11 protein-coding genes are annotated in these 13,461 nt (G+C 42.1%); 6 read left to right on the top strand and 5 right to left on the bottom strand.

Annotated features, from left to right (window positions below):
• Positions 1 to 112: 112 nt before the first annotated feature.
• From ychF to FDP09_RS11650, 4 genes are all read right to left on the bottom strand, one after another.
• Positions 113 to 1,210, bottom strand: coding sequence for a redox-regulated ATPase YchF (gene ychF, locus FDP09_RS11635; RefSeq protein ID WP_137402829.1), 1,098 nt, complete (start codon positions 1,208 to 1,210; stop codon positions 113 to 115).
• 15 nt (positions 1,211 to 1,225) lie between these two features.
• On the bottom strand, positions 1,226 to 2,308 hold the full coding sequence (locus tag FDP09_RS11640; RefSeq protein ID WP_137402830.1) for an AI-2E family transporter: 1,083 nt from the start codon (positions 2,306 to 2,308) through the stop codon (positions 1,226 to 1,228).
• Positions 2,309 to 2,444: 136 nt separating this feature from the next.
• Positions 2,445 to 2,783, bottom strand: coding sequence for a DUF3276 family protein (locus FDP09_RS11645; protein WP_015266329.1), 339 nt, complete (start codon positions 2,781 to 2,783; stop codon positions 2,445 to 2,447).
• A 195-nt stretch (positions 2,784 to 2,978) separates the two neighbouring features.
• Positions 2,979 to 3,326 carry a 4Fe-4S binding protein gene (locus FDP09_RS11650; RefSeq protein WP_137402831.1) on the bottom strand — a complete coding sequence of 116 codons (348 nt, stop codon included), beginning with the start codon at positions 3,324 to 3,326 and terminating at the stop codon, positions 2,979 to 2,981.
• Between the two features lie 394 nt (positions 3,327 to 3,720).
• Between FDP09_RS11650 and FDP09_RS11655 the strand changes: the two genes are divergently transcribed.
• From FDP09_RS11655 to FDP09_RS11680, 6 genes are all read left to right on the top strand, one after another.
• Positions 3,721 to 4,737, top strand: a complete 1,017-nt coding sequence (locus tag FDP09_RS11655) for an acyl-CoA reductase (protein ID WP_137402832.1) — start codon at positions 3,721 to 3,723, stop codon at positions 4,735 to 4,737.
• 91 nt (positions 4,738 to 4,828) lie between these two features.
• Entirely contained in the window at positions 4,829 to 6,142 is a 1,314-nt protein-coding gene (locus FDP09_RS11660; protein WP_229683428.1) for a short-chain fatty acid transporter, read from the top strand.
• 364 nt (positions 6,143 to 6,506) lie between these two features.
• Positions 6,507 to 8,780, top strand: coding sequence for an aconitate hydratase (locus tag FDP09_RS11665; RefSeq protein ID WP_137402833.1), 2,274 nt, complete (start codon positions 6,507 to 6,509; stop codon positions 8,778 to 8,780).
• Positions 8,781 to 8,897: 117 nt separating this feature from the next.
• Entirely contained in the window at positions 8,898 to 9,491 is a 594-nt protein-coding gene (locus FDP09_RS11670; RefSeq protein ID WP_137402834.1) for a hypothetical protein, read from the top strand.
• Between the two features lie 39 nt (positions 9,492 to 9,530).
• Positions 9,531 to 10,220, top strand: a complete 690-nt coding sequence (locus FDP09_RS11675; RefSeq protein ID WP_229683427.1) for a DUF2490 domain-containing protein — start codon at positions 9,531 to 9,533, stop codon at positions 10,218 to 10,220.
• A 107-nt stretch (positions 10,221 to 10,327) separates the two neighbouring features.
• Complete coding sequence (locus tag FDP09_RS11680; protein WP_229683426.1) at positions 10,328 to 12,208, top strand: ATP-binding protein; 1,881 nt, start codon at positions 10,328 to 10,330, stop codon at positions 12,206 to 12,208.
• Here FDP09_RS11680 and FDP09_RS11685 read toward each other — a convergent pair.
• Entirely contained in the window at positions 12,196 to 13,143 is a 948-nt protein-coding gene (locus tag FDP09_RS11685; RefSeq protein ID WP_137402836.1) for a tetratricopeptide repeat protein, read from the bottom strand. The two genes, FDP09_RS11680 and FDP09_RS11685, sit on opposite strands and share 13 nt — an antisense overlap.
• Between the last annotated feature and the right edge of the window lie 318 nt (positions 13,144 to 13,461).

Genomic DNA, 13,461 nt, shown 5'->3' on the forward strand with positions numbered 1-13,461 from the left:
GGCATTAAAAATAAAATGTTAAACAATAAATTAATCTTTAATCCTCTTCCTATATCTATAACGATATAATAATCAATTCATTCGCAAAATTATAATAAAATTTGAATATATCTTAAACATTAAACCTAAAATGCATAATGTCACCGTCCTTTACTACATATTCTTTGCCTTCAATGGCTGTTTTTCCGTTTTCACGACAGGCAGCTTCAGTCTTGAATGTTTCATAATCTGGTAACTTAATGACCTCCGCTTTAATGAATCCACGCTCAAAATCCGTATGGATCACACCTGCTGCGGCTGGGGCTTTCCAGCCTTTTTTAATTGTCCAAGCCCGGACTTCTTGTTTGCCGGCAGTAAAATAGGTGATCAAGTCAAGGAGATCATACGCGGCCTTGATGAGTCTGTTGAGCCCACTTTCTTTAAGGCCATATTCACCCAGAAACATTTCTTTTTCGTCCAGGTCTTCAAATTCCGCTATTTGCGATTCGATAGCGGCGCAAAGCATGATCACTTCTGCATTCTCATCCTTTACATTTTCCTTGAGTAGCTCCACATATTCATTGCCGCCTTGGATGCTGCCTTCATCTACATTTGCCACGTACAGTACGGGCTTTATCGTCAGCAGATGGATGTCCCTGATGGCTTCAAGGTCTTCCTTTTCCACATCGATTGCCCTAGCGTTTTTTCCTGCTTCTAGTCCTGCTTTGAAGACTTTTAGGATTTCAAGCTCTTTCTTGGCTTTTGCGTCACCGGACTTTGCGATTTTTTCGATCCTTACAATCTTTTTGTCAACAGATTCCAGATCTTTTAGCTGAAGTTCGGTATCTATTACCTCTTTGTCAAATATTGGGTCAACTTTTCCTGCTACATGGACCACATTATCGTCATTAAAACACCGGATCACGTGTACGATTGCATCCACTTCACGGATATTGGCAAGGAATTTATTTCCTAGACCTTCGCCCTTGCTGGCTCCTTTTACCAATCCTGCTATATCCACAAACTCGATCACGGTGGGCATCACTCTCTCCGGATCTACCAGTCCTTCCAATATCTTCAGTCTATGATCAGGTACGGTAACTACCCCTACATTTGGTTCGATGGTGCAGAAAGGGAAGTTTGCCGCTTCTGCCTTTGCACTGGAAAGTGCATTGAATAATGTTGATTTTCCGACGTTGGGCAAGCCAACGATGCCACACTGTAATGCCATTTAATTTTTTAGCTATTAAATTTTAAATATGCGGTATTCCTTATATCCTTTGTAGAACTCCTGTACAGAAACCCTGAAAATCGTATAAACGGGGATGGCAAGTACCATGCCGATCACCCCACCGACTTTTGCACCTGCAAAGATAATAACAAATATTTCAAGTGGATGCGCTTTTACAGATTTCGAGAAAATTAAGGGCTGCAAAAAGATGTTGTCCGTGAGCTGAACTACTGAAAAGACAGCTAAAATCTTCAAAACAAAGAAGGGCATTTCCTCAGTGCCGATAAAATCACCAGTGATAAGTCCTACTATCACCCCAAAAGTGGCACCAAGCATTGGGCCGGCATAAGGAATGAGGTTCGCCACTGCTGCAAAAACCCCGATGGTGAGGGCGTAATCTACCCCGACAATCGCCAAGCCGGTGGAGGAGATGGTGAATATAGCAGTCATCTGAATGAGTAATCCCACGAGGTAATTGGACAGGAGTCGTTCTACTTTGTGAAAAGTGGCCACTGAAAGTTCAAAATACTTGTTGGGTACCAAGTTGATGATGTTTCTTCGCAAAAGCCCATTTTCCAGCAATAGAAAGAACGAAATAAAGACCACCGCTAAAATGGTGATCAACAGTGAACTGGTGGTATTGATCAGGCTATTGATAAAACCCTGGAAATTGATTTCCCGAATACTGGATAGTATGGTGTTTTTTACCTGCTCAAAAAGATGCCCTGGATTATTGCTTAATAAATTTAGTTTGATCAAGAAACTTTCCACTTTGTTGATGGGGCGCTGGATCTGTTCGTATAGAAATTCAATGTCCACATTCTGGATGATTTCGACTTGGTCGATGATCAAAGGAATAAAAAGCAAGGTGATCAGAAACAGTACCATTCCTATCGTGGCAAAAGAGCAAAGAATTGCCATCCAACGCGGGATATGATGACCAAAGACGTGAACGCTGTTAATACGGTTGGTCATCGGGCGCAAGGCAGCAGCAATTACCAGTGAAATGATCAAATAGAATGCTATGTTGGAGAAGTACCAACCCAGCAAAAGAAGGATGCCGGTAAAAACCAAGACGGAAATGATCAGTTTCTGCATATCATAAAAATAAAAAAAGAGATTGAACCCTTACTACAAATGTGTGAAAAGAATTTCACATCAACATGAGATGCCTACTAAACTAGTGCCTCTCAAGGTAAAGGTTCAATCTCAATGTTTTTTTACAAAGCGGGAATTAATCCCACTTTAAATCTTCTCCGAATTTGTCTTCGGAACTGGTCTCGGCTTCCACTTCATATTGGGAAAAGTCAAAGTCGGCCATCAATTCGTTTTTGACGTGATCTACCGTATCCTGCAACGCATCGACGAATTTGGCAAAGTCCTCTTTGTACAAGAAGATTTTGTGTTTTTCATAAACGAAATTGTCATCACGGATTTTTCGCTTACTTTCGGTGATGGTCAGGTAATAGTCGTTTGATCTTGTTGATTTTACGTCAAAAAAGTAAGTTCTTTTTCCAGCTTTTACTTTTCTTGAGAAAATTTCCTCTCTGTCGTTTCCTTTATGCTCTTCCACTTTCCAAAATTTTAAATTACTTGAATCAAGGATTTTTTTACGAAGGACAAGTTAAATCAATTCGGGATTTAATATCAAGGTCTTGGCTGGTTTTTTTTTGAATGGAGGGTGTTTTTTTATCTAAAAGGTTAAAAGTCAATGTTTTTTTTGAGTAAACCGTAAAAATAAAAAGAGTGGCAAAAGCCACTCCTTGATTTATTCTGCGTGTAGATATTGTTTCTTTTCCAATAACTCTTCTTCTGATTCTGGATGATCAGGATCATCAACACAGCAATCGACAGGACACACAGCGGCACATTGTGGTTCTTCGTGAAAACCAGTACATTCTGTGCATTTACCGGTGACGATGTAGTAAAATTCATCAGAAACAGGCTCTTGAGGTTCGTCTGCATCCACTACTGACCCGTCTTCTTGCTTCACTTCACTAAGCTCAGTACCTCCGCCCCAAGTCCATTCAAGCCCACCTTCATAGATGGCTGTATTTGGGCATTCAGGCTCACATGCACCACAGTTGATGCATTCATCAGTTATCATTATTGCCATTACAATCTCCTTTTTATAATTACAAGTTCAAAATTAACATCCATATAACAATATACCAATACAATTATTGCTACGCTGAATAATTTATAATGAATCTATGTTATTGTTTCGGATTTCACTTCCCTAACCCGCTCAGGTCAAGAATGGTTCTTTTTTGATCAAGATTATTCCATTAGTCTCCGAACTTTTTGAATCTGCTTGACCGCCTGTTGTCAGGCCTGGTTAAAATCACCTGTATCGCTGATCGGGTATCATTAAAAACAGTATATAAATCACAGTTGGAAATGCAAACTATCGCATCGCTAAATGTACGGGTTTATTTTAGCGTAATGGAATATTCAGCATTACGTTCAAAATAGGTATCTTTGTGCCCTAAATCATAAATCGGTATTTCATGACACTTCAGGAGAGAATAGGTGCTTTTGTGGCACTGGGCAGGCGGATTGACCAATTATCGGATGCGGAATTTGAGGAGCTGGCTTTCAGGGCTGAAAACAATAACAACTGGTTTACATCAGATCATGTAAAACTGGCCTTGCGGGGTTTGGTAATCATGCTTGATGAAGAAAAGATGAAATCCTGGATTAGCCGGTATGATCTTTCTGAGGTGAAAAAGCCAAAGAGCATTGGGGTGATGATGGCAGGAAATATTCCGGCCGTGGGTTTCCATGACTTGATGATGGTGTTGGTCTCCGGACATATGGCGCATGTTAAATTGAGTTCTGCTGATCAAGTGCTGATCAAGTGGCTTGTCCGGGAATTGGTGGAGATCGCGCCTGATTTTGCCAAGCAAGTGGTCTTTGAAGAGATGCTAAAGGCCAAAGATGCCTACATCGCTACGGGAAGTGATAATTCAGCAAGGTATTTTAATTATTATTTTGGTAAATATCCCAGTGTGATCCGTAAAAATCGAACATCTGTGGCGGTATTGGATGGGAGTGAAACGGCTGAGGATTATGTGGAGCTGGCCAAGGATGTTTTTCAGTATTTTGGTCTTGGATGTAGAAGCGTGTCCAAACTTTATGTTCGGGATGAAGCGCAGGTGAATGACTTTTTAACCGCCATTGAGGGGTATAATTTTGTGTTCAGTCATCACAAATACCTCAATAATTATGAATACAACAAATCCATTTATTTGATAAATGGAGATGCGCACCTGGACAATGGATTCTTGCTATGCAAGCAAAGTGAGGAATTGGTCTCTCCAGTAGCGGTACTTTATTTTGAGACGTTCGATGATGTAGAAAAACTAAAAGAATTACTGGAAAACCAATCAGAAAAGATTCAGTGTATTGTCAGCAAGGGAGCTTGGTATCCTTTAAGTGTGGGGTTTGGTGAAGCACAACAGCCTGCGGTAGATGATTATGCAGATCATGTGGACACCATGGCTTTTCTCCAAGAGCTTAGGTAAACCTATGAAGCCGATCGTGTGGTTTATGGACGCCATTTTGCTATATTGGATGGGACTGACGTTTTGTAGTCAGTAATTAACCATACCTCCAATGCCGTTGAAAAAGCAATTTCAAAAGCTCCCTTTCCCAACTCCTTTTGGATTGGCCCTGCTATTATCGGTCTGCAGTGTCTTTTTTGCAGTGGTGGAGACACGGCCAGCTGACAGAGGGGTGGGAGACTATACCTTCCAAGTGCTGAGTTATTGGAAGGATGGATTTTGGGGACTTTTGGCATTTAGCCTTCAAATGGTTTTGATATTGGTGTTTGGCCATGTGCTGGCCATTTCCACGCCGATTTCTAAATTATTGGACAAGGTAGCGACCTTGGCCCGAAGTAATACCCATGCGGTCATGTTGACGGGTGGGGTGACCATGCTTGCCGGATACTTTAATTGGGGATTTGGACTGATTTTGGGTGCTGTACTGGCCAAAAAGATGGGGGAGGCCGCTTCCAAAAGTGGCTTAGCGATCAATTACCCCTTGGTGGCCTCATCGGGCTACTTGGGCATGATGGTCTGGCACGGCGGGTTTTCAGGCTCCGCACCCTTAAAAGTAGCTGAGCCCGGGCATTTTTTGGAAGAGGAGATAGGAGTGGTTCCGATTAGTGAAACCTTGCTCAGCACGTTTAACATTACCCTAAATGCCATGCTCGTTTTGGTCATGCTTGGGCTCTTGTACTGGCTTGCCAACCATAGAAAGTTCAATCCAAAATATCCAGTGGACAATGGTGAGTATCAGTTGCCTAAAGGAAAGGATAAGCTTGGCTGGGTAGTAGGAGGAGTGATGTGCCTGCTTGCAGCAAGTGAACTGGTAGATGTTCCTGCTAGGGGTTGGGGATTTATAAGTTTAAATTATATCAACTTCTTGCTGTTTGGGATGGGGTTGATTTTTCATAAGAGCCTAGCATCTTATGTAGGAGCCACAGCTGAGGCCATGAAGGGAGCTACAGGGATTGTGCTGCAGTTTCCATTTTATGCAGGGATTTTGGGCGTGCTTAAATCCTCAGGATTACTGGTGCTGGTCGCTCATTATTTTGTCCGCATCAGCTCCCCGGAGACATTTCCGTTTTTGGCATTCTTCAGTTCAGGATTGATCAATTTATTCGTCCCTTCCGGTGGAGGTCAATGGGCCGTTCAGGGGCCTGTGATTGTGGCGGCTGCCAAAGAAATGGAGCTTTCTATTCCAGCTATGGTCATGGTGATGGCCTATGGTGATGAGATTACCAACATGCTCCAGCCGTTTTGGGCATTGCCATTGCTTGCCATTACCGGAATTAGCCCACGGGAAATGCTCAAGTTTACAGCCTTCTTTTTTCTTGTTGGCACAGTGGTTTTTATAGTGGGGATTTATTTGTTTTTGGGCTAGGGGGATGAGTTTTTGGGAGAGGATGATTGTTTTAACAGTGTTTTTCGGTGCAGCAGTGAAGGCAAGAGGCCAAAAAGTGGGAGTCCTGTTTTCTTCTTTAGCGGAAGGCCGGAACAGAAGTGGCGAAGTCCTTGGTGCATTACGAGGGTGATTTGGGCATCGATTACCAAGCGGTTGGCAAACTTTCGCTGGTTTTTAATCCGTTAGCATGGTGAAATCCACCTATGCACCCTTCTGAGGGTTATTTTAAACCCTTATAAATAAGTAACATTACTTAGGTTATGCTTCTATTTTTCGCCTAAAAATGTATCTTTGCCAACGATTTAAATGAAATCAAGTTATCACTAAAAATAATTCATTTCAAATGGCATTTGATATAGAAATGATCAAGGCAGTATATGCGAAGTATCCTGAGCGTATCGCAGCTGCCAGAAAGACAGTGGGCAAGCCACTGACTTTAGCAGAAAAAATACTTTACGCTCATTTGTGGGATGGGGATGCTACGCAAGCCTTTGTGAGAGGAAAGTCATACGTGGATTTTGCTCCAGATAGAGTGGCGATGCAGGATGCAACTGCACAGATGGCACTTTTGCAGTTTATGCAAGCGGGAAAAGAGAAGGTAGCTGTACCTTCAACGGCGCACTGTGATCACTTAATCCTGGCACAAAAAGGTGCCGAGGAGGATTTGAGGAGCTCCCTTACCGCTAGTGGAGAAGTGTTTAACTTTTTGGAATCTGTGTCCAATAAATACGGTATAGGTTTCTGGAAGCCAGGAGCTGGTATCATTCACCAAGTGGTTTTGGAAAACTACGCTTTTCCAGGCGGAATGATGATCGGTACGGATTCCCATACCGTCAATGCCGGTGGACTTGGCATGGTAGCGATAGGTGTAGGCGGTGCCGATGCTGTGGATGTGATGGCGGGAATGCCATGGGAGCTTAAGTTTCCTAAATTGATCGGCGTGAAGTTGACCGGAAAGATGAACGGCTGGACATCGGCCAAAGACGTGATCTTGAAAGTAGCTGGTATATTGACCGTAAAAGGTGGTACCGGCAGTATCGTAGAATATTTTGGAGAAGGAGCGCGATCCCTTTCAGCCACCGGTAAAGGAACAATCTGTAACATGGGAGCTGAAATTGGGGCAACGACCTCCACTTTTGGTTATGACGAATCCATGGAGCGTTACCTGAGGTCCACAGGCCGTTCTGATGTGGCCGATCTTGCCAACGATGTGAAAGAGCACTTGACGGGTGATGATGAAGTATATGCCAATCCTGAGCAATATTTTGACGAAGTGATAGAAATTGACCTTTCTACCTTGGAACCACATATCAACGGGCCATTTACGCCGGACAGAGCTACTCCTGTATCCCAGATCAGGGCTGAGGCGGAGAAAAACGGCTGGCCTACAAAAGTGGAGTGGGGCTTGATCGGTTCATGTACCAACTCCTCTTATGAGGACTTGTCCAGGGCATCTTCCATTGCCCAGCAGGCGGTGGACAAAAAACTTAAAACCAAAGCGGATTTTGGTATCAACCCAGGATCTGAGCAAGTAAGGTTTACGGCTGACAGAGATGGCCTATTGCAGATATTTGAAGATCTTGACGCCACCATCTTTACCAACGCTTGTGGACCTTGTATTGGCCAATGGGCTAGAACGGGTGCCGATAAGCAGGAAAAGAACACTATCGTTCACTCCTTTAACAGAAATTTCTCCAAGCGAGCAGATGGTAACCCAAATACGCACGCTTTTGTAACGTCTCCTGAGATGGTGGCTGCGATTGCCATTTCTGGTGACTTGGGCTTTAATCCGCTCACAGATACACTTACCAATGCGAATGGGGAAGAGGTAAAACTGGATCCTCCAAAGGGTGAAGAGCTTCCTGCAAATGGATTTGCTGTGGAGGATAATGGTTATCAGGCGCCTGCAGAAGATGGTAGTGGTATAGAAGTGAAAGTAAATCCAGACTCCAAGCGTCTTCAGCTATTGACGCCATTCGATCCGTGGGACGGAAAAAATATCACTGGAGCCAAGCTATTGATCAAAGCATTTGGCAAGTGTACTACCGACCACATCTCTATGGCAGGTCCATGGTTGAGGTTTAGAGGTCACTTGGACAATATCTCTGACAACTGTCTGATCGGTGCTGTCAATGCCTTTAATGAAGAAACCAATTCTGTAAAAAGCCAATTGACTGGTGAGTACGGTCCGGTACCTGCTACCCAGCGTGCTTATAAGGCTGAAGGGATTCCTACCATCGTGGTAGGTGACCATAACTACGGTGAGGGTTCTTCCAGAGAGCATGCAGCCATGGAGCCGAGACATTTGGGCGTGAAAGCTGTGCTGGTGAAGTCATTTGCCAGGATCCATGAGACCAACTTGAAGAAGCAGGGAATGTTGGCCCTTACTTTTGATAACGAGGCTGATTATGATAAAGTACAGGAAGATGATACCATTAACTTCCTTGATCTGGATCAATTTGCTCCAGATAAGCCATTGACTTTGGAATTTGTCCATGCAGATGGGACCAAAGATACCATCGTGGCTAACCATAGCTATAATGAGGCTCAAATAAAATGGTTCAAGGCAGGTTCTGCCCTAAACCTGATCAAAGAAGAGCAAAAGAAAAATGCATAACGGTTAGAATTTAACAGTTTTGGCAATAAAGAGGCTTGATGATGAATTCATTAAGCCTCTTTTTTTTATATTTAGTGGAGAAAAGGATTTTTTATGGATAATAAGTGCTTAATAATAATGATTTTGTGGAGTTTGTCCTTGACTGTATATGGGCAGGAGGCAACAGATACCATTCCCAATAAAGACCAAACGGAGATTGGTATATCGGAAGATGATTTTCCGGACGACGCCTTAAAGCTTCTCGGGGACATATCAAATGTGGAAAAGTACAAGTATTATAAGAAAGATAGTGTGGGTGAATCAGTTTATGAGGCAAAGTTTAAACTAAAAGGGGAGCAGTATGCGGTGCTTTTTGATTCGTTGGGTTTGCTCCAAAGGGTGGAAGTGACCATCGGACAAAAGGAAATCACGCCTGATGAAAGCCTGTCAGCAATTAAAGATTACTTTGATGACACCTTCAAACGATTTAAGCTGCTAAAGGTCAAAAAGCAGTTTTTGCCAAAAGGAGATGGATTGGAAATAGATACGGTCATTGAAGCCTTTACTGAGGGGAAGGACATGTCTTTTTGTGTTGTGAGGTATATGGTGCAGGTTTCTGGTGATGTAGGAAATGGGACGGCTAAGCTATATGAAGTGACTTTTGATCAAAATGGTCAATACCTGAAAATGGAAAGTGCAGCCATTCATAATATGGATAATATCATTTTTTAGTCCTATGGTATGAGGAATTTTTTCACATTGTTTTTTTTAATGATTGTATTGCAAAGCACTTTTGCCCAAGGAAATAAAAGCGGTTATTATGGTACCCAGATCGGGACGTCATTTACTTATCCATTACCAAGAGGATGGAAGGCAAATGGGAAGTTATATACCAGGATATTCTGGGCAAAGGATGGTCAAAATGACGAGAGACTAGGTAAAAGTGCTCCTGCTATGGATGTAATCCGGTTTACCTTGGCGGTAGCCAAAAGCCATTCTCCCTTTTTTTCCTATGGGATGGGGTACCTTATTGGAGGAGAGCAGGAGTTTGGTGGGGGCTATGACAGGGAAAACCGATTGTTCCAGCAGGTGACTTTTTCGCAACTATTAAAAGGGAGGACAAGACTTGCTCAGCAAATCAAACTTGAAGAGCGCTTTATGGAAAGTGGAAATCGAGTGCGGCTTAGAACTAAATTTTCTTATGAGCTTCCACTTCAGGGCAAGAACCTTGACCCAAGTGAATGGTACCTTCTTGGAGAATATGAACTACTAATGGATTTAAGGAGTAAGGAGGTCCGAAATGCTTTTTTTTATGATAATAGGCTTCAGGTAAATATTGGGAGGTACACGATGAAAATGAAAAAGATAGAATATGGAATAGGCTATTATTTGACCACAATATCAAAATCATATGATAAGGAACAGTTTTGGTTTCTTAGGTTTGGGTTGTTTTTAAACTGATTATATAAATAGTACAATAAAATAAGTATTTGGTGTTTAAATTTTGGTTTTTTACAAAATTTAATCAATTTTAAAACATGGATCAGTAAAAACAAAAAAGACGACCATTGAAAGATATTTTTAAGACTATTGTAAACCAATCCACGGATATCGTTTTTGTTGTGGAAAATATGGAGCCCCATAAAATCATTTATGGTAACAAGGCCTTTTATGAGCATATTGGTGAGAAGCTTACGGAATTGTCCTTGGGAGGGATGGAAATAGATGGAGGTGCGATTTCCATCCATGAGGAGTTTATTATAAACGTGGAAAACCAGTATTTTTCGTTCTTTCTGGAAGCAATGGAAGAGGAAGGTGTTTTGTTATTCCATAAAGGCACCCAAGTGAAAGTCTCCAGTACTTATGATAATGAGGGGAGTGGCGGATATTTATCAAAGGGAAAAGCACCATTTTTTAAATTACTTAACGATAAGGTGCCGTGTGCCAATTTCCAAATGGTATTGGATGATGATGGGAAAATGTGTTTTTCCTATTTAAGTGATAAGATAAAAAAGATGTTTAAGCTGGAGACTTATGGAAATGAGGCTACCAGTTTGGATTTTTTGCTGAGCAAGGTCCATCCCTTGGATGTGGGAAGAGTCTTGAAATCAATGGTTCACAGTGCGCGGGTAAAAGGGCATTGGGAGTGTATTTTTAGAATATCGGTTAAGGAAAACAGTGATCCGCTTTGGGTCTTGGGGAGGGCTGTTCCAGAAGAGGAAGGCGAAAACCTTTACTGGTACGGGGCTTTGGTGGATATTTCCGCCATGAAACAAAGGGAAATAGCGCTGGAAAAAGCCAAGTACGATGCTGAGACCTCCAGCAAGGTGAAATCGGAATTTATATCGACGATTATCCATGAAATCCGCACCCCCTTGAATGCCATTTCAGGATCGGTGTTTTCACTTTTTGAAGAGGGATATGATGCCGGCCAAAAGCAGCTGCTGAACAATATCAGTTTTGCAACTGACAGTTTGATCATCATGGTCAATGATCTCTTGGATTTTCAGAAAACCGAAGCTGGAAAGATACGTATTGATTATCAGCCATTTAATCTACGAGAGCTTCTCTGCCAAGTTATAGGAGGGCTGATGTATCAGGCCCATGAGTCCAAGAATACCTTAAACTTAATCGCTTCCGATCACTTGGATATCGGGGTAGTGGGGGATAAGTTAAGATTGGCCCAGATTTTAAACAATTTGATTTCAAATGGCCTAAAATTCACCGACCAAGGGCGAGTGGATGTAACGGTCACCCTTGCAGAAGACAGTGAAGAGGAGGTGAGGGTGTATTTTGAAGTAAAAGATACCGGTATAGGCATCGCCCGTGAAAACCTAAGAAAGGTATTCAATGAGTTTGAGCAAATCAACCAGAGCTTTGATGTCAGATATGGTGGCACTGGACTGGGGATGCCGATTACGAAGAAGCTGCTGGAACTGATGGGGAGTGAAATCCAGGTGGAGTCTGAGGAAGGCAAAGGAAGCACTTTTTTCTTTGAGCTGACCTTTGGAAAGGTAGTGTCCGCTACGGGTATTTCTTTAGTCAGGACCGAGCCAACAAAAAATGCCTTTAGACTGCCCAGTGGGTTGAAGGTGCTGTTGGCTGAAGATAATGATGTGAATGCAATTGTGATCATGAAAATCATCAAACGATGGGGTGTAGTATGTGATCGGGTGTGTGATGGAAAAGAGGCGGTGGATTTTGCTGGAAAGAAGAAATATGATGTCATATTGATGGATATCCAAATGCCTGTCATGAATGGATGTGAGGCGGCAAAGCACATTAAAGGAGAGTGTGCCGTTCCGATAATAGCACTCACGGCCTCTTCAAAGCGTGAATATTGTGACACACATGATCTTGCGTATATTGACCGATTCGTGTCCAAACCAATCAATGCGGTTGATCTGCAGCGAAATATACACGAATTGGTGCTGACTCACATTTCCTGAGCCAGTTCCAAGTATTTTTTGGTCAGTTTGATGGAGGGATCTTTTGAATAGACCTCTTTCAGGTACTTGATGGACAGTGGTTTTTGGCCGGATAGGTAATAGTAAATGCCTTTGTTTCTTAAAGCAAAAAGGTTTTTGCTGTTTTGTCTTAAGCTGAAATTAATGTCTTCAATACCTGATTCCATTTGCCCATCAAAAAGGTAATAAAGTCCCCTGTTATTATAGAAGTAAGCTTGGCCAGAGTTGAGGTCAATGGCCTTGTTTACCCACTTTAGCGCATCAGCTATAGAGTCCTTTTCGAAAGCAAGGAGTGATCTCAAATTATAGATGTTAGCCTCTTTTGGGTGAAGATTTTCAGCAATATTGAGGTTTGACTCGGCTGATTTATAGTTTTCCTGATAATAATGTATTGTGGCCTTGTTTACATAAAGATCTGCAATGGTGCTATCCTGATTAATGGCCTGGTCGAATGCCTGAAGGGCCTTTTCATAATCACCGAGCGTTTCTTGAACTAAACCACGAAGAAAATAGCCCCTGTAATCTTCCGGAGCGATAGAGATGAGCCTGTCTGCATTGGATAGTGCATTATAATTGGCACCATTGTCAAAATTGGCAATGCCACGGTGGTAGTAGGCATCGGCAAATTCAGCATTGATGGAGATGGCCTTGCTGAAATCACTAATGGCGCGTTGGTAGTCCGCCATGTTATAAAATGCCAGTCCGCGATTGAAGTAGGCGTCTGCAAAGTTTTCATCCAAGTCCAGCGCTTCATTATATAACGCTACAGCTCCTTCGTAGTCATTTTCCATCATCTTATTGTTTCCCTTTAGCAGGAATCTCCCCTTTTTGTCCTCCCTAGAGTCACAGGAAATCAATAAAAAGCAAAATATTGTTACAGAAAGTAGTAGCTTTAGTTGTCTCGTATTGGAAATCATAGCCATATGTTATGCCGTAAAGGTAAGCATAACTGTAAAAAAACAGTTGAAAACTGTCAGCTTTGACAAGTAAAAAATACAATAAAGGTGATTTTGTTATCCATCAGAACATGTTTTTGTTTACCTTTTGACATGCATATTTCCTTTGGGGCCAGATATGCTTTGGAGAGGTCCCTCAGCAAATATGGTTTTATTTTAGGGACATATTGGCTAATTTTGAGGCACTTTACGTTATATGAAATGGCATATTCCAGTAAATGAAGCTGATATTAAGGGAAATAAGCATTTTCCATAAAAGAACTAAATCCAAATAGCACT

It is taken from the genome of Echinicola rosea, from assembly GCF_005281475.1.
GTDB lineage: Bacteria > Bacteroidota > Bacteroidia > Cytophagales > Cyclobacteriaceae > Echinicola > Echinicola rosea.

What these genes read in the sequence shown, in the direction of transcription:
- ychF (WP_137402829.1), bottom strand. Translation starts at nt 1,210, where the DNA reads ATGGCATTACAGTGTGGCATCGTTGGCTTGCCCAACGTCGGAAAATCA.
- FDP09_RS11640 (WP_137402830.1), bottom strand. Translation starts at nt 2,308, where the DNA reads ATGCAGAAACTGATCATTTCCGTCTTGGTTTTTACCGGCATCCTTCTT.
- FDP09_RS11650 (WP_137402831.1), bottom strand. Translation starts at nt 3,326, where the DNA reads ATGGCAATAATGATAACTGATGAATGCATCAACTGTGGTGCATGTGAG.
- FDP09_RS11655 (WP_137402832.1), top strand. Translation starts at nt 3,721, where the DNA reads ATGACACTTCAGGAGAGAATAGGTGCTTTTGTGGCACTGGGCAGGCGG.
- FDP09_RS11660 (WP_229683428.1), top strand. Translation starts at nt 4,829, where the DNA reads ATGCCGTTGAAAAAGCAATTTCAAAAGCTCCCTTTCCCAACTCCTTTT.
- FDP09_RS11665 (WP_137402833.1), top strand. Translation starts at nt 6,507, where the DNA reads ATGGCATTTGATATAGAAATGATCAAGGCAGTATATGCGAAGTATCCT.
- FDP09_RS11670 (WP_137402834.1), top strand. Translation starts at nt 8,898, where the DNA reads ATGATTTTGTGGAGTTTGTCCTTGACTGTATATGGGCAGGAGGCAACA.
- FDP09_RS11675 (WP_229683427.1), top strand. Translation starts at nt 9,531, where the DNA reads ATGATTGTATTGCAAAGCACTTTTGCCCAAGGAAATAAAAGCGGTTAT.
- FDP09_RS11685 (WP_137402836.1), bottom strand. Translation starts at nt 13,143, where the DNA reads ATGATTTCCAATACGAGACAACTAAAGCTACTACTTTCTGTAACAATA.